We start from the raw sequence: 20,644 nt of genomic DNA, 5'->3' as shown, positions 1-20,644 counted from the left end.
CAATGAAGGATCAGCGGATGGCGATCGCCTTGCCAGAGGCGTCCTTGATGTCGGAGGCCCAAAGCCGCTCGATCTGCTGCTTCACGCTGGCGGGCATGGGCACGTAGTCGAGGTCATCGGCGGTCTTGTCACCGTTCTGGTAGGCCCAAGCGAAGAACTTCAGGGCGGCGGCGGCCTCAGCCGGCTTGTCCTGCACCTTGTGCATCAGGATGAAGGTAGCGCCGGTCAGGGGCCAGGACTGGGCACCCGGCTGGTTCGTGAGAATCTGGTTGAAGGTCTCATTCCACTTGGCGCCGGCGGCGGCGGCCTTGAAGGCCGTGTCGTCTGGGGAGACGAACTGGCCCGCAGAGTTTTGCATCAGGGCGAAGGTCAACTTGTTTTGCTTGACGTAGGCGTACTCGACATAACCGATCGAGTTGGGCAGGCGGCCAACGAAGGCGGCCACGCCTTCGTTGCCCTTGCCACCGGCACCGGTGGGCCAGTTGACGGCGGTGCCCTCACCGACCTTGGCCTTCCACTCGGGGTTCACCTTCGACAGGTAGTTGGTAAAGATGAAGGTGGTGCCAGAGCCATCAGCGCGGCGCACCGGCGAAATAGCGACGTCGGGCAGCGGCAGGGTGGGGTTGAGCGCCTTGATGGCAGCGTCGTTCCACTTGACGATCTTGCCCAGGAAGATGTCGCCAAGCACCTGACCGTTGAGGCGCAGCTGACCGGGGTTGATGCCCTTGACGTTGATCACCGGCACCACACCGCCGATCACCGTGGGAAACTGGAGCTGACCTTTCTTGGTCAGATCAGCGTCGGACAGGGGCATGTCGGAGGCACCAAAAGCCACCGTCTTGGCGTCGATCTGGCGAATGCCAGCGCCCGAACCGACGGACTGGTAGTTGATCTTCACGCCCGTGGCCTTGTTGTAGTCTGCAGCCCACTTGGAGTACAGAGGCGCAGGGAAGGAAGCACCGGCGCCGGTCACTTCCTGGGCAGTAGCGAGACCAGCGAAGGCCAGCGAGGCCAGGGTGAGGGAAGCGATCCGCAGGGTGTATTTCATGGGCGGGAGTCCTTGAGTTGAAGAGAAACAGGAAAGGTTTGCGCTTGGGATGAGGGCCAATGTAGGCGGCGCCCATGACAGTCGTGTGACAAAAAACCGTCACATGGATGTCACAAGAAGGTCACGGCGCTGTCATCGATTGCCGATACCGTCTCGGATCGGAACCCAACCCCTTCGGAGAAAAACCCATGATTTCACGCCGTTTTGCCTCGGTCGCCGTCGCGACCGCCCTGTCTGCGCTGGCCACCGTCTGCGCAGCCCAGACGTCTGCCGTATCCGTGGCCGACGCCCTGGCCCGCGACCCGCAACTGAGCACCCTCAACAGCCTGGTCACCAAGGCCGGCCTGACCGACACCCTCAAGGGCGCCGGTCCCTTCACCGTCTTCGCCCCCACCAATGATGCCTTCAAGGCCGTCCCGCAAAAGACCCTGGACGAGGTCGCGGCCAACCCGGCCCTGCTCAAATCCGTGCTGACCTACCACGTGCTGGCCGCCAAGGTCAGCGCTGCCGATGTCAAAAACGGCAACGTGAAGACCGTGCAAGGCGCCAATGTGGCTGTGAGCAAGGCTGGCGAGTTTGTCACCGTGGAAGACGCCATGGTGCAAAAGGCCGACATCGCCGCGACCAACGGTGTCATCCACACCGTCGACCGCGTGCTGATGCCGCCCAAGTAATTAGGTTCTGTCGCCCGGGGAACGACCCCGGGATCCCGCGCGGGCGGGCATCGTGGCAGCGGTGCCCGCCGATTTGTTTGCGCCGTCCATTCGCGCCGTCTGTTCCCCCTGCTTATTTGCACCCCGCACTTGCGCGGCGCCCTCCCCGCCTCTCCTGCACGTCCCTTGCGCCGGCCCTGATATGCTGGCTAGATAATGAAAAACGGTTCTCTTTTGGCGGCAGTCGACCTCGGCTCCAACAGCTACCGGCTCGAAATCGGCCGCCACGACCACGGTGTCATCCAGCGCGTCGAATACCTCAAGGAAACTGTGCGCCAGGGGGGCGGGCTCGACGAGGCCCGCAACCTCACCCCTGATGCCATGGAGCGGGGCTGGGATTGCCTGGCCCGTTTCGCCGAACGACTGGCCGTCTTCGGGACCGCTCAGGTTCGGGCTGTTGCCACCCAGACACTGCGCGAAGCGCGCAACCGCGACGCCTTTCTGGATAAAGCCAAGCAGATTCTCGGCTTTCCCATCGAGGTGATCGCCGGACGTGAGGAGGCCCGCCTGATCTACCAGGGTGTGGCGCATCTGTTGCCACAGTCCGACGAGCGTCGCCTCGTGGTGGATATCGGTGGCCGATCGACCGAACTGATCCTGGGCCAGGGATTCAGCCCCCGCACGCTGGAGAGCTTTCGGGTCGGCAGTGTGGCCTGGTCGCAAAAATACTTCCCCGAGGGCGAGTTCAGCGCCGCAGCCTTTGAGCGCGCGGAAGTGGCCGCGAAGGCCATCCTCGACGAGGCGCTGGTCGCCTACCCCCGCAGCGCCTGGGACAGCGCCTACGGCGCCTCCGGCACGGTGGGTGCCGTTGCCGACATCCTTCAAGCCTGTGGCTTTGAGCAGGGCGTGGTCACCCGAGAGGGTCTGCGCTGGCTGCGCGAACGCCTGCTGACCGCGCGCCATGCAGACAAGGTACGGCTCGAGGGACTCAAGGAGGATCGGCGCCCGGTCATCGGGGGCGGCCTTTCAGTTCTGCTGGCACTGTTTGACCTGCTGGAGATTGACACGCTCCACGTGGCGCAGGGCGCCTTGCGCCAAGGCGTGCTCTACGACCTGCTGGACCGGGAACACCCCGACACCGACCTGCGGGCTGCCACCGTCGAGCGCCTGGCCGCACGGTTTGGAGTGGACGATGCACAAGCCCGCCGGGTTGCCCTGGTGGCCGCACAGTTCATGGCCCAGACCGCTGGGACCGGAGACATGACCGCCGACCCGATGCAGCCCTTGGTCTGGGCCGCTAGGCTGCACGAGATTGGCAGCCAGATCTCCCACGAGGAGTACCACAAGCATGGCGCCTACATCCTGGACCATGCCGACGCACCCGGGTTCACCCAGAGCGAACTGCATCGCCTGAGCCTGCTGGTGCTCGGGCACCGCGGCAAACTCCGCAAGCTCGATGCCGATTTCGGCGACGACCTGTTCGTGCAGCAGCTTCTCGCCTTGCGTCTGGCCGTGATCCTGTGCCATGCGCGCCGTGACCCGCAGGCCAACGGCCTGCAGCTCACATCGGAGGGAGCGGCCATCCGCCTCACGCTCCCGCCAGACTGGGCAGCCACCTACCCGCAGTCGGCCCACCTGCTGCGAGAAGAAGTGGCCGCCTGGGGCAAGACCTCTCGGCTGTTTTTGCTGCAAGAGTGAGCCGGCCGCCTTCGAGTGCGCCGGTTGAGTCTGGACGCACTGAAAAGCCTGCCGGCAACGAGGTCTTTGCAACCAAGGTGTCCCAGCTGACCTAAACTGTATAAATCGTTTATACCGTTAGAAGCGGATTGGAGACCTGACCATGGCCACTCGCCGACCCAAGACTTCCACCAACACCGATACCACCAGGGCCACCAAGGCGGCCACCAAGGCGGCCACCAAAGCGGCCACCAAGACGACCGTCAAGCGGCCTGCCAGGCCAGCGGCCAAGGCGCCCGCGAAGCCCGCTACGAAACCCGCTACGACACCTACTGCAAAAGCTCCGGCCAAGCCCACTGCCAGCCCCGCGACCAAGGCACCGGTCAAAGCCCCTGCAAAATCCGCCGCCCCAGCACCAGCCGGAGCAAACGCCAAGGGCTCCAATGCGGCCACACCGCGTCCAGCCGCCAAGCCCGCGGCAGCGCCTTTGGCGCAGCCCGCTGAGAAGGTGCGCAAGCCCAAAATGGTCCGTGACAGCTTCACCATGCCCAAGGCCGAATACGCCGTCATTGAAGCACTCAAGGCGCGCGCCACCCAGGCCGGCCGGCCCGCCAAGAAAAGCGAGCTGCTGCGCGCGGGCATCAAACTGCTCGAAGCCCTCGCTGCGCCTGCGCTGATTCAAGCTCTGGATTCCCTGCCCGCCATCAAGACGGGCCGTCCCGCCAAGGGCTGAGTCCGCCCCCCTGGCTTTCAGATCAGGCTCGATAAGGCCCGCGGGGCTGGGTCTGCAAGGCCCCTACTTACGGCGCGATCGCGCCCACCGCCTGACCGGCAGGCGCGGGTGCGTTTTGAAGCAAAGCCTCTCGGTCAGGCTGCCAGGCCACCATCTCCAGATGGCCATCCGCGTGCTCCACCAAGGCCGTGCGGCTTTCCACCCAGTCGCCGTCGTTGCAATACAAAACGCCGTCGATCATGCGCATTTCGGCACGGTGGATATGTCCGCACAGCACGCCCTGGTGCCCTCGCCGGCGTGCCTCGGCGGCAACGGCCTCCTCGAATGAATTGACGTAGCTGACCACCTTCTTCACCCGGTCCTTCAAGTAGGCAGAAAGCGACCAATAGGGCAACCCGAGCCGCGCACGCAGCGAATTGAGGTGGCGGTTCATCCGCAGGGTCAGGTCGTACAGGTGGTCGCCCACATAGGCTAGCCAGCGGGCGTGCTGGACCACTGCGTCAAAGTAGTCGCCGTGAATGACCCAGAGGCGGCGCCCGTCCGCGGTCACGTGCACAGCCTCCTCTTGCACATCGATGCCACCAAACTGGTGACCCACAAAATGCCGCGCAAACTCGTCGTGGTTGCCCGGCACGTAGATGATCTTGCAACCCTTGCGAGCACGGCGCAGCAACTTCTGCACGACGTCGTTGTGCGCCTGGGGCCAGTACCAGCGGCGGCGAAGCTGCCAGCCGTCAATGATGTCACCGACGAGGTAGAGGTATTCGCTGTCGTTGTCACGCAAAAACTCGAGCAGGGCATCGGCCTGGCATCCGGGCGTACCCAGGTGGATGTCCGAGATGAAGATGGAGCGGTACTTGCGCGCAGCCGGATCCGGTTGCACTTCCCCTGGCAGCTCAGGCGCGTTGTCGTTGCCAGGGAAATCCGTGATCGTTTCGAATAGTTTGCGCATGTCCGGGGACTGTGGACGGCGTGTGTGTCATGAATATTTCGGGAAGATGGAGGTTTTTTGACGGTGCGTTCTTCTTGGCATCGTCATCAAGGCTTCACGCCTGCGCTGCAACCTGCGGTCGTTTTGACAACAACCACGGGAAGTTCATCAACATGCAGATCCTCCACCTCAAACTCAAACCGCTTGTCGGCGCTACGCTGACCTGCTTGGCCTTCAACGCGCAGGCACAGCAGGCCTACCCTGCCACTTTGGCTGGACATGCCGTACTCCCCGCGCAGACCTTCGTCCCGGCCCCCAGCGACGCGCCGGCCGACCTGCGCGCGAGCGGCAAATTCACCACCGGCGCGCGCGTTGAGGCCCTCGGCACTGTCGAAGGCCAATCTGCCGGGCGTCCTACCGGGGTGAAGCTGCCATTCGATGGCCAGCCCCTGCAGGGTCACTCCGGCATCAAGCGGATGGACGACGGGAGCTACTGGATCCTGACCGACAACGGCGCAGGCTCCAAGGCCAACTCCCCCGACTTCATGCTTCATCTCAGCCAGTACAACGTCGACTTCAAGACCGGCCAGTTGCAGCGCCTGAAGACCGTGTTCCTGCACGACCCGGACAAGAAAGTGCCGTTCCGCATCGTTCACGAAGGCACCACAAAGCGCTTTCTCACCGGCTCTGATTTCGACCCCGAGAGCTTTCAGTTTGCCGATGGCGCGCTGTGGGTTGGCGACGAGTTCGGCCCCTTCCTGATTAAGGCAGATCTGAACGGCAAAGTGCTGGCGGTATTTGAGACCCAGGTCGACGGCAAGGTCGTACGCTCCCCGGATCACCCGTCCGTGACCACACCGGGCGCGCCCGATGGCAGCGTGAAGTTCGAGGTGCGCCGTTCCAAGGGCTACGAGGGCATGGCTGCGTCCAAGGACGGCAGCAAGCTCTACGCGATGCTCGAAGGCGCCCTGTGGAACGATGCCAGCAAATCCTACGAGACGGAGGGCGGACGCCAGTACCTGCGGGTGCTGGAGTTCGACGTGAAGGCGGGTCAGTGGACCGGGAAGTCCTGGAAGTACGTGATGGAAGCCAATCACCACGCCATCGGCGACTTCAACATGATCGATGCGACCACGGCCTTGGTGATCGAGCGTGACAATGGCGAAGGAACCCCCGACAAGGCCTGCCCCGCCGGTCAGCGGCGGCCGGACTGCTTCCACGACCTGCCCAAGTTCAAGCGGATCTACAAGGTGGAGTTCAAGCCCGAGACCGCCGGTCAGGCGATGCGCAAGATCGGCTACCTGGACCTGATGAACATTCAGGATCCGAAGCAACTGGCCCGCAAACCCCTGCAGGGCGGCGTGCTCACCTTCCCGTTCTTCACCATCGAAAACGTCGATGTCGTCGACGCCAACCACATCATTGTCGGTAACGACAACAACCTGCCCTTCTCCAGCAGCCGCAACCCCAATCAGGCGGACGACAACGAGCTGATCCTGCTCGAAGCCGGCGAACTCCTGCGCGCGCGCTGAGCGCACGTTCCCCACCGGCGACCATCGCCCCTCACAGCGATGTGGGGGGCGCCCGGTCAACACAACGGAGCGCCATGCCCAAGGGCTTTCACTGGATCATCGCTGCACAGTTCATCTCCGCACTGGCGGACCATGCGCTGCTGATCGTGACCATCGCTGCACTCACCCTCCAGGGTATGCCGGGTTGGTGGGCGCCGCTTCTCAAATTGGGCTTCACGCTTTCCTACGTGGTTCTGGCGCCGGTGGCGGGTCCCTTGGCAGATGGCATTCGCAAAGGCCGTCTCATGGCCTGGATGAACGCCATCAAGGGCTTGGCGGCGTTGGGCCTGCTCTGCGGCGTGAACCCTGTGCTGGCCTTCACCCTGGCCGGCCTGGGCGCGGCGGGCTATGCGCCGGCCAAATATGGCCTGGTGACCGAGCTGGTACCGCCACGCCAGTTGGTACAGGCCAATGGCTGGATTGAGGTGTCTGTCGTTTGCGCAGCACTGCTTGGCACTGGCTTGGGCGGTCTCCTGGTCAGCGGCTACTGGCTGGAGAGCGCGCCTGCACTGGCCTGGCAGCAGGCCCTCGGCACGCCCCTCGCAGCGACGGCTTGGCTGCCCACGGCGCTGGCGCCGATGGTCTCCCCCCTGGGGCTGTCGCTGGTCATCTTGTTGGCGATGTACCTGGTGGCCGGTGTCCTCAATTTGTGGATACCCGACAGCGGTGCACGCTACCCCCAGGCCCCCATTCATCCGGTCGCCCTGTGCCGTAACTTCTGGCGCGCCAACCTGCGCCTGTGGCGTGATCCGGAGGGCGGACGAATCTCCCTCAGCGTGACCACACTGTTCTGGGGCGTGGGCGCCGCGTTGCAGTTCATCGTCCTGCGCTGGTCCCAGGAGGAGCTCGGGCTGGACCTGAGCCAGGGCGCCTACTTGCAAGCGGTGGTGGCCCTCGGAGTGATTGCAGGAGCGATGGCCGCAGGCCGGTGGGTGCCGCTGGAGCAGGCGCGGCGAATGGTCTGGACCGGCATCGTGCTGGGCGCGCTCCTGATGCTGATGTCCCAGGTGACGATGCTGCCAGTCGCGGTCGCCCTGCTGGTCGCTGCCGGCGCCATGGGGGGCCTGATGGTCGTCCCGCTGAACGCCCTCCTGCAGCACCGGGGACATGTGCTCCTGAGTGCCGGCCGATCCGTCGCGGTTCAGGGCTTCAACGAAAACGCCAGCATTCTGGTGCTGGTGGGCCTCTACACCCTGGTCACCGCCGCCGAGTGGCCCGTGCAGTGGGTGATGGTGGTACTCGGTAGCTGCGTTGCGGTGCTGATCGGCGCCCTGTGGTGGCGCGATCGTGCAACGTTCCGCGCGAAGTCCGCTGCCTCACATGCTCGCTGACGCCCCGCCTGCGTGAGTCCCCGCCGAGCCTGCTGGGTCAAGCGACTCAGGGCCGCGCCAGAGGCACCACGAGTCCATCCTCGGCCAGGTTGCCAAGACCTGCCGGTGTGCCATCGCCCCGGGCACGCTCAAGTAGCGTCTCGAAACGGCCAACGATGCCATCCCAGCCCTCACGCAGGGCGAGTTCGCGCGCCGCGTGAGCCATCGCGCGACGACGATCCGGATCGAGCGCCAGGTCACGCAGTGCGGTGGCAAAGGCCTTGGGGCGGTGGGCATCCACCAAGATGCCAGCCTGCCCATCACGCAAAAGCAGTCCGGCGGCTGCATGGTCAAAGCAGACGCAGGGTAGCCCGCTGGCCAGCGCCTCGAGCACCACATTGCCGAAGGTCTCGGATAGGCTGGGGAAGGCAAACAGGTCGGCGCTCGCGTAATGGGCCGCCAGGTCTTCGCCGCGGCGTGCGCCAGCAAAAATGGCTCCGGGGCAGGCTGCTTGCAATTCGGCCCGCTGCGGACCGTCACCCACCAGCAAGAGCCGGGTGCGGGAATGAATCTGGCGAAGCGACTGCCAGGCCTCAACCAGCAGCCGCAGATTTTTCTCGGGTGCCAGCCTGCCAACGACCGCCACCACCAGATCGTCATCGGCCACGCCCCACGACGCGCGCAGTGCCTGGCTGCGAAACGCCGGCGAGAACGCGTGCGTGTCGACCCCTCTGGGCAGGACCACCAGACGCTGGAAGTTCAGCGCATCGAGTTCGAGCCGCAGCGCCTCGGTTGGCACCGTCGTGAAATGCGCCCGGTTGTGAAACTTCCGCAAATAGGCGGTGATCGGGCGCTGCAGCCAGCCAATGCCATAGTGCCCGGTGTAGGTGTGGAAATTCGTGCGGAAATCCGACGTGACCGGCAGGCGCAAATGAATGGCCGCTTGAAGTGCCGACCAACCCAGAGGTCCTTCGGTGGCGACGTGAACCACGTCTGGCCGCTGCAGCGACCAATGGCGAATCAAGCGACGCTTGGCTGGCATTCCCATGCGCAGTCCAGGGTAGCGGGGAATCGGCACGCCACGGGTCAGCAGCTCGTCGCGCGCCGGCCCGGGTGCCCCCGCTGGACTTGACTGATCGACCGCCTGGGCAGGCCGAATGATCTCCAGGTCGTGCCCCTTGCTCCGCAATCCCTCGACGAGACGCGCCAGCGTGATCGACACGCCATTGATCTCGGGGGGGAATGTTTCAGTAACGACCGACACGCGCAGGCCTCGGCGCAAGGCCGGGAGGCTCTCGACCAGGATGTCGCGCAGCGGAGATTGCGAGGTGTCTTGATCAGGCATGGCCAGATGTTCCGCCGCTCATATCTCAAAACCGTGACAGCGCAGCCTGACTCGCAATCTGTCACGGCAATTTCATCATCAAGAGCCAGCATCCAAACTCGAAAGAGGCGCAGACAGACTGCGGCGACCCATCGCCGGCGGGGTCTGCGCCACCCACCCAGGAGCCCACCATGAATGCCTTTCTCAAGACCCTCCACGAACAGCGTTGGGACGACCACCGCTACTACCACCATAGCCGCATCAACCAGGCCCTGCATCTGGTGAGTGCACTGAGCTTTTTGGTCGCCTACGTCCTGCTGTTCATCGATCCGGCCTGGGCCGCGCTGGTGGGCTGGTGCGTGGCCATGGTCACCCGCCAAGCCGGCCACTACATCTTCGAGCCGCGCGGTTTCGACCATGTCAACCAGGTCAGCGACGAGTACAAGGAGGCGATCAAGGTGGGCTACAACATGAACCGCAAGAGTGTGCTGCTCACCGTCTGGGTGGGTCTGCCTGCCCTGCTCTGGTTCCAGCCCTCCCTGGGCGGCCTGATCGAGCCGGCCGAAGGCGTGATGGAGTGGTTGCACGACGTCGGGACCGTTTGGCTGGCGCTGGGCGTTGCAGGTGTGTTGTTCCGCGTGGGCCAACTGTGGCTGCGTGACGGCTGGATGCCGGCAGTGGCCTGGGCCTTCAAGATCATCACCGACCCGGTCCACGACGTGATCCTGTATCACAAGGCGCCCCTGGCCCTGCTCAAGGGCGAGCTCCTCGACCCGATGCACCACGTGCGCAAGGACTGAGCAAATGGCAGTGGCCTTCGCCGGGCAGGCCCGAGGGCCTGGCCCCGGGAGGCCCTCCCCCGCCGCGTCGGCCGCACCGGCCGCGACAGCCGCATTGGCCCGTGCAGCCGGTGCTGCCGTTATGACCTCAGCGCCCGAACCGTCGGCCCAGCATCTCACGCAGCAGGCCGCGCCGAATCTCTTTGTTCGAGAGCGTGCCACCGGAATGCCACCAGCCGCTGTCTCGCATGGCCTGGGCTGCGGCCACGAAGCGGCGCACCACCTCCTCAAATTCGGCGTCGCCGTAGTTCAGGCTGAACACCATTCTCCCGCTGCCCACCCAGCTGAGCGCCAGGCCCTGGTGACGCAGGTAGAACTGGAACATCCAGTTGTAGCGGGAGGGCTCGGTGTAGAGAACTGTCCAAATAGTCGACAGGCCTGCCACTTGCACAGGCAGGCCAGCAGCGCGCAGCGCCTCGTTCATTTGCGCCAGGCGGCCATTCCAGCGCGCGTCGAGCCCGTCGTACAGGGCGCGCACCGGCGGAGAATCAAGTCGCTGCAGGAACGCGTTCATGGCGCCCATCACGTAGGGGTGCGCATTGAAGGTACCGCGGGCAAAGCACAGATCGGCCGGTCGGTCCTCGCGGTAACGCTTCATCAGGTGGGCGCGGCCGCAGACCACCCCCACTGGCAGGCCACCGCCCAAAGTCTTGCCATAGGTGACCATATCGGCGCGCACGCCGAAGTACTCCTGCGCGCCGCCGGGCGCGAGGCGGAAGCCCACGAACACCTCGTCCAGGATGAAGACAATGCCGCGCTCGGTGCACACCTCGCGAAGCGCAGCCAGCCAGCGGGCATAGGCCTCGCGGTCCACGCCGGCGCGGCGGCTGCTGTCTACCAGCGAGGAGTCACCCGGCGCCGGGGTGTTGGGGTGCAGGGCCTGCAAGGGATTGACGATGACACAGGCAATGTCCTTGCGGGTGCGCAGCACCTTCAGGGTGCGCTCGCTCATGTCCTGCAGGGTGTAGGTGTGCTGCGGCGCCAGCGGGTTGCCCGGGCCAGGCTGAACGTCCTCCCACCAGCCGTTGTAGGCGCCTGCAAATCGCACCAGATGGGTCCGACCCGTGTGGTAACGGGCCAGGCGCACCGCTTGCATGACCGCTTCGGTGCCGGACATATGAAAGGACACCTCGTCCAGTCCCGAGATGCTGCGCAGGGCCTGCACGTTCTCCGCCACGCAGGGGTGGTATTGCCCCAGCACCGGGCCGAGCTCCGCCACCCGGGACGAGCCCTCGGCGATGCAGGACTTGTAAAAGTCGTACCCCATGAGGTTGACACCGTAGGAGCCGGTCAGGTCGTAGAAGCGGTTGCCGTCGAGGTCTTCCACCTCCACGCCGGCAGAGGCGCGCACGAAGCTGCCCATTTTGAGATGCTGGCGCAGGTAGGGGCTGTACTGGAACGGCACCCGATAAGCACCGGTGAACTGCAAGTCGGAGATGGCCTCTCGGGCCTGCGCGGTCAGGGCAGCCGACTGCGGGTAACGCGCGGCGTAGTCGGCGCACAGCGCCGCAAATGCCTCGCGCCTTCGCGCCACGACCTCGGCGGGCGCGTCGTCCGAGGCGAAGAAGGCGGCTTCGTCATAGGCATAGCCCGGAATCATGCCTGCCACCCGTTTGGCCAGGCGTGTGTGCCCGGCCAGTCCCGGCTGCTTGGCCAGGGACAGTTGCAAACGGCGATAAGCACGGGCCATCGCGTAGGCGCCGGCGCCGGCAGCGGCGCTCAGGATCAAGGGGTCGGTCATATGAGATGCGTTGAAGTGACCGGCTAGGTGTAGTTCACTCGTTTGAAAAATTGATGAAATTCCCATGAAAACTCGCACCCTCGGACGCCTGCTGGCGCAGGAAGACCTGAACTTCCTCCTCACCAATCGCATTCCCCGCATCGCCCTGACCCGGGCCATGGGCAAACTGAGCAAGATCCGCAGCCCGCTGTGGACCCGCTTGGCACTGAAGGTCTGGGGCTGGTTTGACGACCTGGACCTGCGCGAAGCGCGTGAGTCCCGCTTCGAGAGCATTCACGACTGCTTCACGCGGCAATTGCGTGACGGGGCGCGGCCGGTCGACATGCGGCCAGACATCATGGCCAGCCCCTGTGACGCGATCATCGGCGCCAGCGGCCCCATCGACGGCCAGACACTGCTCCAGGCCAAAGGCATGCCCTACACCCTGGACGAATTGCTGGGGCCCACCCAGGACTGGGGTCCCTTTCGCGGCGGGCAGTACCTCACCCTGCGCCTGACCTCGGCGATGTACCACCGCTTTCACGCACCGCATGACGCCCATATCCGGCATGTCACCTACATCAGCGGCGACACCTGGAACGTCAACCCGATTGCACTGGCGCGGGTGAAAAAGCTGTTTTGCCGCAATGAGCGTGCCGTCATCCGAATGCAACTGGACACGCCGGGGAAGCACGAATTCGCCCTGGTGCCCGTCGCCGCGGTGCTGGTGGCCAGCATCCGCCTGCATTGCCTCGACGTGCTGCTGCACCTGCGCTACGGCGGCCCCACCGAAATCCCCTGCGACGCTGCTGTCACCAAGGGCCAGGAACTCGGTTGGTTCGAACACGGCTCGACGATCATCGTGTTGGCGCCCCCCGGCTTCGAACTGATTCAGGGCCTGGCCACCGGCTCGCGCGTGCGTGCGGGTCAAGCGCTGATGGCCCTGCCGGCCTGAAGGCTCAGTCTATTGCGCGGCGCCTGGCCTTCGCTGCAGGCCAGGCCGGCAGATCCACGGCTCAAATAGCCAGCAGCTCCGGCGACTGCACCGTGACGACCACCGCCTGCAATTGCCCATGACGCTCGCGCGCACGCAGCCACCAGACACCGCCCTTGCGCACCGGGCATGTCCCCTCGGCCATTCCTAGCAGCAGGGCCACGGTCTGACCGAGTGTGGGCTGGTGACCCACGATCAACACGGGCTGGCGCGCATCGGGCCACCGGGCGGCCTTGAGCAAGGCCTCGACACCCATGTCGGGAGCAAGCTCCGGCATGAGCTTGAACTTGCGGCCCAGGGCCAGCGCCGTTTGCTCACAACGGCGCGCCGGGCTGCACAACACGCGCGTCACCTCTGGAAGGGTGCGGTCCAGCCATGCACCGACGCGCGCCGCTTCACGCTCGCCACGCGGGGTGAGTGAACGCGCCAGGTCATCGCCGCCCTCGGGAGCGTCCTCGGCTTCGGCATGGCGCCAGAGGATCAGGTTCATCCGCGCGCTCCTGGCGCGGATGAACCCGCGTCGTAGCGGACCATCAAGGCCGCCTGCACGCCTGGCCGGGTGGTGTCCAGGGCCGAGGCAATGCGTTGGTACTGGCCATCCGCCATCAGGTCCCAGGCGTCGCGCTCATCATGCAGGTAGGCCACCAGGCATTCGTCGACGATGCGCTGGCGCAGCGCCGGGTCCGTCACCGGCCAGGCCAACTCCACCCGCCGCAGCATGTTGCGGTTCATCCAGTCGGCACTGGAAAGCAGCAAGGTCTCCTCGGCACCGATGCCGAAGTAGAAGATCCGTGAGTGCTCGAGAAAGCGCCCCACCACCGAGCGGACCCGGATGTTGTCCGTGACACCCGGCACGCGGGCAGGCAGCATACAGGCGCCGCGTACGATGAGGTCGATCTGGGCGCCGAGCCGACCGGCGCGGACCAGGGCATCCATGAGCTGCTGGTCGGTGAGGGCATTGGTTTTGACCACGATCCGCGCGGTCTCTCCCCGTGCGGCAGCGTGCCCGACCTGCTCAATCAGGTCCAACAAGCGACGATGCAAATGGAAGGGAGCCATGATCAGGCTTTGCAGCCGCGGCACCCGCGCCTGGCTGGCCAAATGGTCGAAGACAGCCTCAACGTCATGGGTCAGCTGGGGGTCGGCGGTCAGGTGGCTGATGTCGGTGTACAGGCGGGCCGTTCGTGGGTTGTAGTTGCCGGTGGAGAGGTGGGCGTAGCGGACCATCGCCTTGCCCTCGCGCCGGGTCACCAGCAGCATCTTGGCATGGGTCTTGAGCCCGACCACACCATAGACCACCTGAGCACCGATCGCCTCGAGCTTCTCAGCCCAGTTGATGTTGGCCTCTTCGTCAAAGCGGGCCTTGAGCTCCACCACCGCGGTGACCTCCTTGCCCCGGTTCACCGCCTCGCGCAGCAGGTCCATCATGACCGAGTCGGCGCCAATCCGGTAGATCGTCTGGCGAATGGCCAGCACCTGCGGGTCGAGCACCGCCTCGCGAAGAAAATCCACCACGCCATCAAAGCGCTCAAAGGGCTGGTGGATCAAAACGTCGCCCTGGCGCAACCGCTCGAAGATGGAGAGCCCCGCGCCGAGCTGCCTCGGGTAACTGGCAGTAAAGGGTGGAAACAGCAGGCCAGGCGCCTGCGCCAAGTCAATCAGCTGCTGCAAGCGGACGAGGTTCACCGGCCCCGGTACACGGTACATCGCCCCCCGTGGCAGGGAGAACTGCGCGAGCAGAAAGTCGGCCAGGTAGTCGGAACAGGCGGACGACACCTCCAGGCGCACCGCCTCACCAAACTGGCGGTGCTGCAGGCCCAGGCGCAGCGCGGTGCGCAGATTGCGAACATCATCCTCGTCAACAGCCAGCTCGGAATGCCGCGTGACGCGAAACTGCGAAAACTCCAGCACCTCCCGCCCGGGGAAAAGGTCATGCAAATGCGAGCGGATCACACTGCTCAGAAGCACGAAACGGGTTTTCCCGCGCGACACCCGTGACGGCATGCGAATCACACGAGGGAGTACCCGCGGAATCTTGACAATGGCGATGTCGTTGTCACGGCCAAAGGCATCCCGCCCGCCCAGCCGGACGATGAAGTTGAGAGACTTGTTGGCCACCTGGGGAAAGGGATGCGAAGGATCTAGGCCCACTGGAGTGAGCAGGGGCCGAACCTCACGGGCGAAATAGTCGTCGACCCAGGCCTTTTGCACCGATTTGCGCTCGCTGTGAGAGACGATGGCCAGCCCCGCGCGGGTCAAGGCCGGCATCAACACCTCGTTGTAGAGGTGATACTGCCGATGCACTAGGTCTTGCGCGGCGGCCGCGATGGACTCAAAGCTCGCCGGCGACGCCGTCCCGTCCGATCGACCCGCGCGTGCGGCCGCCAGGTGCGGCGCCGCGCGAACCTCGAAAAATTCGTCCAGGTTGGACGACACGATGCACAAATACCGCAGCCGTTCCAGCAAGGGCACAGCCGACCGCTCGGCCCAGTCCAGCACGCGCGCATTGAAGCTGAGAATGCTGTGGTCGCGGTCTAACCAGGGAACGCCCTTGGCGCCCGCCGCAGGTACGCCTACCCGGCCCACGCGTACTGCTGAGTTCATGTCCTCACTATGGGCAAGGCTTGTGACACATCTGTGACAAATATTTCCGGGTTTCCCCGGGTCTCCGAGGCCCCTCGGATGAGCCGAGCCGCGAACCAGGCCGGGCGAGATCGATCAGCGGCCCAGCAAATGCCTCCGATAGCGAGCCGGCAAATCAGCCACGCGCATCAACATGGGCAGGTCGGCGGTGTTGAAATCCGGGTCCCAGGCAGGCGCACCCAGGACCTTGGCGCCCAGACGCAGATAACCCTTGATGAGCGGCGGCGGATCCACCGGTAGGCTGTCGTCCAACTGCTCTACTGGCAGCGGCAGACGAGGGCGAACCTGCCACTCGATGGGCGCCAGATGGGCCTCACGAACCTGGCGCCAGACACTGGCGGCCACGTCGCCACTGACCACCCCCTGATGCAACATCGGGATGCTGGCGCAGCCCACCATGGTGTCCAGCTCATTGCGGTACATGAACTCGAACAGGGCACCCCACAGGGCCATGATCACAACGCCGCGGCGATGATCGGTATGAACGCAGCTGCGGCCCAATTCGACCATCCGCTCCCGGAGGGCGCGCAAGCGGGTGAGGTCAAATTCAGTATCGCTATAGAAACCCCCAACACGTCGAGACTGGGCGGGGGTGAGCACCCGATAGGTTCCCACCACCTGCCCACTCGCCTGGCAACGTACCAGCAGGTGCTCACAAAAGTCGTCAAAAAGATCAATGTCGTGCCCCGCCACCGGAGTGCTCAGACGCGCGCCCATTTCCCCGGCGAAGACCTGATACCTCAGTCGCTGCGCCTCGCGGACTTCGTCCTGGTGCTTCGCCCAGGCCACAATAACCGGGCCAGAGACGCCCGCATCAGGCGGCGCATCGCGTCGTTGAAGTGCCCCCCGGGGCAAGGAAACAGGGGACAGCGGCAGGGTCGGCGTCGGAAGATCTTTCATGGAGAGCGCTCCTTCGGAATCGATGCGCCCGAGTCTGGCAAGCGAGCGTGACCCGCTTGTTGCATTTGCATGGCAATTCAGTGAAATCCACCCCAGCAGGCCAGCAGTGAGGGGGTCGGACCCAGCCACAGATGAGCGTTCGTCACAAATCATTCACAGGGCCCGGCGAAACTCAACGTCCTTCCGCTAATCTGGCCGCACCTGCAACAGGGGCCTGACTGCCATGAACCCACTTGATTCCGATTTCCGCTTCAGGCGGGACATTGTTGACAGCTACGACGAAGAACTCGAGCTGGAGTTGGAAGACCGCCCCTTTGACCTCCACGGTCACGAGATCGCCCTCACCGAAGAGGAGCGCCAGGGCCGCCGGACCTACTTCCGCGAATTGCTGCGCATGCAGGGCGAGTTGGTAAAACTCCAGGACTGGGTGGTGGCCAACGGCCACAAGATGGTGGTTTTGTTTGAAGGTCGGGACGCTGCCGGCAAGGGCGGCGTGATCAAGCGCATCACCCAACGGCTCAACCCGCGCGTCTGCCGGGTTGTCGCCCTGCCTGCGCCCAACGACCGCGAGCGGACCCAGTGGTACTTCCAGCGCTATGCCACCCACTTGCCCGCAGCGGGCGAGATGGTCCTGTTTGACCGCAGCTGGTACAACCGCGCCGGCGTCGAGCGGGTGATGGGCTTTTGCAGCGACGACCAGTACGAAGAGTTCTTTCGCTCAGTGCCGGAGTTCGAGCGCATGCTCAAACGCTCAGGCATCCAGCTGCTCAAATACTGGTTCTCGATCTCCGACGAGGAGCAGCACTCGCGCTTTTTGAGCCGGATCCACGACCCCCTCAAGCAATGGAAGCTCAGCCCCATGGACCTGGAGTCGCGCCGCCGCTGGGAGGACTACACCCGGGCCAAAGAGGTCATGCTCGATCGCACCCACATCCCCGAGGCGCCTTGGTGGGTGGTGCCAGCCGACGACAAGAAGAAGGCGCGTCTCAACTGCATTGATCACCTGTTGAACCAGGTGCCCTACGGAGAAGTGCCGCACGACGAGGTGGCCTTGCCAGCTCGGGTCCGCAATGAGGACTACGAACGCCACCCGGTGCCAAGCACGATGCTGGTGCCCCAGCGGTACTAGGCAGGCTGTGGCCAGCCGTGGTGCGCAGCCAGGGCTGACCGGCCTTCAACCGCGCGCTATTGCGGCTTGATCGCCCCGGCCAGCCGCTCTGCGCAAGCCTGGGCTTGGCTCGCCTCCTGCGCCTCCACCATCACCCGCACCAGGGGCTCGGTACCGCTGGCGCGAATGAGCACGCGGCCCTTGCCGGCGAGCTCGGCCTCCACCTCGGCACGCACATCCGCAAGGCGCGGGTCCTCGGCCCAGGTCTGGCCGGGGGCCAGGCGCACATTGATCAGAACCTGCGGGAACAGGGTCACGCCGGCCAGCATCTGGCCCATGGTCTGGCCGCTGCGCGCGCAGGCCCTGAGCACCTGCAGCGCGCTCACCAGGCCGTCGCCGGTGGTGTGCTTGTCCAGGGCCAGCAGGTGGCCCGAGCCCTCGCCCCCCAGGAGCCAGCCGCGTTTTTCTAGCTCTTCGAGCACATAGCGATCACCGACCCTGGCGCGCACGAACTCGACACCGCGCTCACGCAGGGCCAGCTCAATGGCCATATTGGTCATGAGCGTGCCCACCACGCCGGGCACCGGCTCACCGCGGGCCAGCCGGTCCAGAGTGATCAGGTAAAGCAACTCGTCGCCGTTGAACAGCCGCCCGCTGGCGTCGACCATCTGCAGCCGGTCGGCGTCGCCGTCGAGCGCAATGCCCAGGTCGGCACCCTGCGCCTGCACCGCCTGCACCAGCGCCTCGGGATGGGTCGCGCCCACGCCCTCGTTGATGTTGAGCCCGTCGGGCGCGCAGCCAATGGCATGCACCTGCGCGCCCAGCTCGTGGAACACCTTGGGCGCGATGTGATAAGCCGCGCCATGCGCCGCGTCGACCACCACCTTCATGCCGGCGAGCGACAACTGGGTATCGAAGGTGCTCTTGCAAAACTCGATGTAGCGGCCCGCGGCGTCATCGAGGCGCCGGGCCTTACCCAGGTGGGCTGAGTCGGCCCAGACCGGGGCCTCGTCCAGCGCCGCCTCGACCTCGCGCTCCCAGGCGTCATCGAGCTTGCTTCCCTGTGCGCTGAAGAACTTGATGCCGTTGTCGGCAAACGGGTTGTGCGAGGCAGAGATCACCACCCCCAGGCTGGCCCGCTGCGCGCGGGTGAGGTAGGCCACGCCGGGCGTGGGCAGGGGCCCCAGCAACACCACGTCGACCCCGGCGGAGTTTAAGCCCGACTCGAGCGCGCTCTCGAGCATGTAGCCAGAGATGCGGGTGTCCTTGCCAATCAAGACGCGGGGACGGTCCTGGCTGCGCTTGAGAACGCGGCCCACTGCATGGGCCAGGCGCAGCACGAAGTCGGGCGTGATGGGCGATTGCCCCACGGTGCCGCGAATACCGTCGGTGCCGAAATATTTTCTCGTCATGGCCCTATTGTCGGGCCTGCGCCGCCTCGGCCGGGTTCGTCGCCGCCGCCCAGACGCGCAGCCCCGCCACCGTCTCAGCCACGTCGTGCACCCGCAGCAGGCGAGCGCCGCGCTCGGCCGCCAAAACAGCGGCCACCACGCTGGGCAGCTGGCGCTGTTCCACCGGCAGTCCGGTCACCTGGCCCAGCGAACTCTTGCGCGACCAGCCCACGAGCAGGGGATAGCCCGCCGCCAGCAGCTCGCCCTGGCGGGCCAGCAGCGAAAAGTTTTGCTGCGGCGTCTTGCCAAAGCCCACCCCCGGGTCCCAGGCAATGCGCTCGCGCGCCACGCCACGGGCCACCAGCGCCTCGCTGGCCTCCCGCAAAAACGCCAGCACCTGGGGCACCGCCTCGCCCCCCATCGGCGCCGCCTGCATGCTGGTTGGCTCGCCATGCATGTGCATCAGGCACACACCACAACCGGGATGGGCCGCCACCACATCCTGCGCGCCGCTTTGGCGCAGCGCCCATACGTCGTTCACGATGTCGGCCCCCAGGTCCAGCGCCTCACGCATCACCTCGGCCTTGTACGTGTCCACCGACACCGGCAGCCCCAGCGACAGTGCCTCGCGCAGCACCGGCATCAGCCGGGCCCGCTCGTCCGCCAAGGGCACCGGCTGGCTCCCGGGCCGAGTGGACTCGGCCCCCAGGTCCAAAATATCAGCGCCCTCATGCGCGAGCCGCTCGCAATGGCGCATGGCGGCGCTCACCGAGCCATGACGGCCGCCATCGGCAAAGGAGTCGGGTGTGAGGTTGACGATGCCCATCACCCGCGGTCGGGTCAGGTCAATACGAAACCGGGTGGTCTGCCAAAACATGCGCGCATTGTGCGACAGCCAACCCCTGCCAGGCGGACGCAGACAGTCACGATGAACAGCCACGATGACCAGCAGGGGTAGCGCAACGAGGACGAGAGAGGAAGAAAGAGGAACAAAGAGAAGAAGTCAAACCTCCCGCGCGCGGCAAGCGGTGGGGGTGCGGGGTGGCTCCGGTGGCGCCTATGCGGGGCCGACGCGCGCAGGTCGGCAGGGGCCGAAGAGCGCGGCATGTTTGAGCCCCGCAGGGGCGAGTTTGCCGCGCGTGCCTCTGGCGGCCGAGCACCGGAGGGTAGCCCGAAGGGCCCTTGCATCGAAGCCGCCGGGGCTGCCCCGCGCCCCCGACGCGCTCCAACCAGGAAGAGGAAACGCGTCTACAGCAAGGTGTCTAATGCAATGCGTCTAGTGCAGCGCCACAAATGCGGTGAGCACTCAGGCAATGCCTCTGAGCCAATACCCCTGGGGAATACCCCCAGGAAACCCCACTCAGGCAGCGGTAGGCGTCGGGTCCACCACCGGGGCGCTGCCGCCGGAACCACCGCCGGAGGGCGGCGTACGGGGGACAAAATCCTTCGGCGGGCGCGGCGGCTTGCCGGCCATGATGTCGTCCAGCTGCTCGGCGTCGATGGTCTCCCACTCCAGCAGGGCATTGGCCATCGCGTGCATCTTGTCCTGATTGGCCTCGATCAGCTGGCGGGCCTCGCGGTACTGCTGGTCGATGATGCGGCGAACCTCGGCGTCGACCTTTTGCATGGTCTGTTCGCTCATATTGGTCGTCTTGGTCACTGAACGACCGAGGAACACCTCGCCCTCGTTCTCGGCGTAAACCATCGGGCCCAGCGCCTCGGACATGCCGTACTTCATGACCATGTCGCGCGCCAGGTTCGTGGCCCGCTCGAAGTCGTTGCTGGCGCCGGTGGTCATCTGG

18 protein-coding genes and 1 pseudogene are annotated in these 20,644 nt (G+C 65.3%); 8 read left to right on the top strand and 11 right to left on the bottom strand.

What is annotated here, in order from left to right:
- Positions 1–10 precede the first annotated feature (10 nt).
- Complete coding sequence (pstS, locus tag QE494_RS00820) at positions 11–1,048, bottom strand: phosphate ABC transporter substrate-binding protein PstS (protein WP_300040515.1); 1,038 nt, start codon at positions 1,046–1,048, stop codon at positions 11–13.
- Positions 1,049–1,236: 188 nt separating this feature from the next.
- On the opposite strand from pstS, the gene QE494_RS00815 reads away from it, so the two are divergent.
- Both QE494_RS00815 and ppx read left to right on the top strand, forming a co-directional pair.
- A complete protein-coding gene (locus QE494_RS00815; RefSeq protein ID WP_300040513.1) occupies positions 1,237–1,722 on the top strand; it encodes a fasciclin domain-containing protein in 486 nt (161 codons plus the stop codon).
- Positions 1,723–1,917: 195 nt separating this feature from the next.
- On the top strand, positions 1,918–3,399 hold the full coding sequence (gene ppx, locus QE494_RS00810) for an exopolyphosphatase (protein ID WP_300040511.1): 1,482 nt from the start codon (positions 1,918–1,920) through the stop codon (positions 3,397–3,399).
- A 117-nt stretch (positions 3,400–3,516) separates the two neighbouring features.
- Here ppx and QE494_RS00805 read toward each other — a convergent pair whose 3' ends face one another.
- A complete protein-coding gene (locus QE494_RS00805) occupies positions 3,517–3,894 on the bottom strand; it encodes a hypothetical protein (protein WP_300040509.1) in 378 nt (125 codons plus the stop codon).
- Between QE494_RS00805 and QE494_RS00800 the strand changes: the two genes are divergently transcribed.
- A complete protein-coding gene (locus tag QE494_RS00800; RefSeq protein ID WP_300040507.1) occupies positions 3,887–4,111 on the top strand; it encodes a hypothetical protein in 225 nt (74 codons plus the stop codon). The genes QE494_RS00805 and QE494_RS00800 overlap by 8 nt on opposite strands.
- A 67-nt stretch (positions 4,112–4,178) precedes the next feature.
- On the opposite strand, the gene QE494_RS00795 is transcribed toward QE494_RS00800, so the two are convergent.
- Complete coding sequence (locus QE494_RS00795; protein WP_300040505.1) at positions 4,179–5,063, bottom strand: UDP-2,3-diacylglucosamine diphosphatase; 885 nt, start codon at positions 5,061–5,063, stop codon at positions 4,179–4,181.
- A 152-nt stretch (positions 5,064–5,215) separates the two neighbouring features.
- Between QE494_RS00795 and QE494_RS00790 the strand changes: the two genes are divergently transcribed.
- Positions 5,216–6,574, top strand: a complete 1,359-nt coding sequence (locus QE494_RS00790; protein WP_300040503.1) for an esterase-like activity of phytase family protein — start codon at positions 5,216–5,218, stop codon at positions 6,572–6,574.
- A 74-nt stretch (positions 6,575–6,648) separates the two neighbouring features.
- Entirely contained in the window at positions 6,649–7,944 is a 1,296-nt protein-coding gene (gene lplT / locus QE494_RS00785) for a lysophospholipid transporter LplT (protein ID WP_300040501.1), read from the top strand.
- Between the two features lie 46 nt (positions 7,945–7,990).
- Here the strand turns inward: lplT and QE494_RS00780 are convergent, their stop codons facing one another.
- Positions 7,991–9,268 carry a glycosyltransferase family 1 protein gene (locus tag QE494_RS00780; protein WP_300040499.1) on the bottom strand — a complete coding sequence of 426 codons (1,278 nt, stop codon included), beginning with the start codon at positions 9,266–9,268 and terminating at the stop codon, positions 7,991–7,993.
- Between the two features lie 170 nt (positions 9,269–9,438).
- Between QE494_RS00780 and QE494_RS00775 the strand changes: the two genes are divergently transcribed.
- Positions 9,439–10,047: an Mpo1-like protein gene (locus QE494_RS00775; protein WP_300040497.1), complete on the top strand. Its 609-nt coding sequence runs from the start codon at positions 9,439–9,441 to the stop codon at positions 10,045–10,047.
- 127 nt (positions 10,048–10,174) lie between these two features.
- Here QE494_RS00775 and QE494_RS00770 read toward each other — a convergent pair whose 3' ends face one another.
- Entirely contained in the window at positions 10,175–11,827 is a 1,653-nt protein-coding gene (locus QE494_RS00770) for an aminotransferase class III-fold pyridoxal phosphate-dependent enzyme (RefSeq protein ID WP_300040495.1), read from the bottom strand.
- 64 nt (positions 11,828–11,891) lie between these two features.
- On the opposite strand from QE494_RS00770, the gene asd reads away from it, so the two are divergent.
- Complete coding sequence (gene asd / locus QE494_RS00765) at positions 11,892–12,761, top strand: archaetidylserine decarboxylase (protein WP_300040493.1); 870 nt, start codon at positions 11,892–11,894, stop codon at positions 12,759–12,761.
- Positions 12,762–12,822: 61 nt separating this feature from the next.
- Here the strand turns inward: asd and QE494_RS00760 are convergent, their stop codons facing one another.
- The 3 genes from QE494_RS00760 to QE494_RS00750 all read right to left on the bottom strand — a co-directional run bounded on the left by QE494_RS00760 (position 12,823) and on the right by QE494_RS00750 (position 16,343).
- Positions 12,823–13,290 (bottom strand): histidine phosphatase family protein, encoded by a 468-nt coding sequence (locus QE494_RS00760; RefSeq protein ID WP_300040491.1) that lies wholly within the window; start codon positions 13,288–13,290, stop codon positions 12,823–12,825.
- Positions 13,287–15,404 carry a polyphosphate kinase 1 gene (gene ppk1 / locus QE494_RS00755; RefSeq protein ID WP_300040489.1) on the bottom strand — a complete coding sequence of 706 codons (2,118 nt, stop codon included), beginning with the start codon at positions 15,402–15,404 and terminating at the stop codon, positions 13,287–13,289. Before ppk1 ends, QE494_RS00760 begins: the two co-directional genes overlap by 4 nt.
- A 114-nt stretch (positions 15,405–15,518) precedes the next feature.
- Positions 15,519–16,343 carry a GNAT family N-acetyltransferase gene (locus QE494_RS00750; RefSeq protein ID WP_300040488.1) on the bottom strand — a complete coding sequence of 275 codons (825 nt, stop codon included), beginning with the start codon at positions 16,341–16,343 and terminating at the stop codon, positions 15,519–15,521.
- 223 nt (positions 16,344–16,566) lie between these two features.
- Here QE494_RS00750 and ppk2 point away from each other — a divergent pair, with 223 nt between their 5' ends.
- Positions 16,567–17,472 (top strand): polyphosphate kinase 2, encoded by a 906-nt coding sequence (gene ppk2, locus QE494_RS00745; protein ID WP_300040485.1) that lies wholly within the window; start codon positions 16,567–16,569, stop codon positions 17,470–17,472.
- A gap of 56 nt (positions 17,473–17,528) precedes the next feature.
- Here the strand turns inward: ppk2 and glmM are convergent, their stop codons facing one another.
- From glmM to QE494_RS00730, 3 genes and pseudogenes are all read right to left on the bottom strand, one after another.
- Positions 17,529–18,863 (bottom strand): phosphoglucosamine mutase, encoded by a 1,335-nt coding sequence (glmM, locus tag QE494_RS00740; protein ID WP_300040484.1) that lies wholly within the window; start codon positions 18,861–18,863, stop codon positions 17,529–17,531.
- 4 nt (positions 18,864–18,867) lie between these two features.
- A complete protein-coding gene (gene folP / locus QE494_RS00735) occupies positions 18,868–19,719 on the bottom strand; it encodes a dihydropteroate synthase (protein WP_300040482.1) in 852 nt (283 codons plus the stop codon).
- 483 nt (positions 19,720–20,202) lie between these two features.
- A pseudogene (locus tag QE494_RS00730) lies at positions 20,203–20,644 on the bottom strand (cell division protein FtsH); the annotation flags it as partial.

The sequence above is a fragment of the Ramlibacter sp. genome (assembly GCF_029866045.1).
Classification (GTDB): domain Bacteria; phylum Pseudomonadota; class Gammaproteobacteria; order Burkholderiales; family Burkholderiaceae_C; genus Ramlibacter.
Note: the sequence above shows the minus strand (reverse complement) of the source record. Positions and strands in the feature narration are given on the sequence as shown.

What these genes read in the sequence shown, in the direction of transcription:
- glmM (WP_300040484.1), bottom strand. Translation starts at nt 18,863, where the DNA reads ATGACGAGAAAATATTTCGGCACCGACGGTATTCGCGGCACCGTGGGG.
- QE494_RS00815 (WP_300040513.1), top strand. Translation starts at nt 1,237, where the DNA reads ATGATTTCACGCCGTTTTGCCTCGGTCGCCGTCGCGACCGCCCTGTCT.
- QE494_RS00750 (WP_300040488.1), bottom strand. Translation starts at nt 16,343, where the DNA reads ATGAAAGATCTTCCGACGCCGACCCTGCCGCTGTCCCCTGTTTCCTTG.
- folP (WP_300040482.1), bottom strand. Translation starts at nt 19,719, where the DNA reads ATGTTTTGGCAGACCACCCGGTTTCGTATTGACCTGACCCGACCGCGG.
- ppx (WP_300040511.1), top strand. Translation starts at nt 1,918, where the DNA reads ATGAAAAACGGTTCTCTTTTGGCGGCAGTCGACCTCGGCTCCAACAGC.
- QE494_RS00795 (WP_300040505.1), bottom strand. Translation starts at nt 5,063, where the DNA reads ATGCGCAAACTATTCGAAACGATCACGGATTTCCCTGGCAACGACAAC.
- asd (WP_300040493.1), top strand. Translation starts at nt 11,892, where the DNA reads ATGAAAACTCGCACCCTCGGACGCCTGCTGGCGCAGGAAGACCTGAAC.
- QE494_RS00770 (WP_300040495.1), bottom strand. Translation starts at nt 11,827, where the DNA reads ATGACCGACCCCTTGATCCTGAGCGCCGCTGCCGGCGCCGGCGCCTAC.
- ppk2 (WP_300040485.1), top strand. Translation starts at nt 16,567, where the DNA reads ATGAACCCACTTGATTCCGATTTCCGCTTCAGGCGGGACATTGTTGAC.
- QE494_RS00760 (WP_300040491.1), bottom strand. Translation starts at nt 13,290, where the DNA reads ATGAACCTGATCCTCTGGCGCCATGCCGAAGCCGAGGACGCTCCCGAG.
- ppk1 (WP_300040489.1), bottom strand. Translation starts at nt 15,404, where the DNA reads ATGAACTCAGCAGTACGCGTGGGCCGGGTAGGCGTACCTGCGGCGGGC.
- lplT (WP_300040501.1), top strand. Translation starts at nt 6,649, where the DNA reads ATGCCCAAGGGCTTTCACTGGATCATCGCTGCACAGTTCATCTCCGCA.
- QE494_RS00790 (WP_300040503.1), top strand. Translation starts at nt 5,216, where the DNA reads ATGCAGATCCTCCACCTCAAACTCAAACCGCTTGTCGGCGCTACGCTG.
- pstS (WP_300040515.1), bottom strand. Translation starts at nt 1,048, where the DNA reads ATGAAATACACCCTGCGGATCGCTTCCCTCACCCTGGCCTCGCTGGCC.
- QE494_RS00780 (WP_300040499.1), bottom strand. Translation starts at nt 9,268, where the DNA reads ATGCCTGATCAAGACACCTCGCAATCTCCGCTGCGCGACATCCTGGTC.
- QE494_RS00775 (WP_300040497.1), top strand. Translation starts at nt 9,439, where the DNA reads ATGAATGCCTTTCTCAAGACCCTCCACGAACAGCGTTGGGACGACCAC.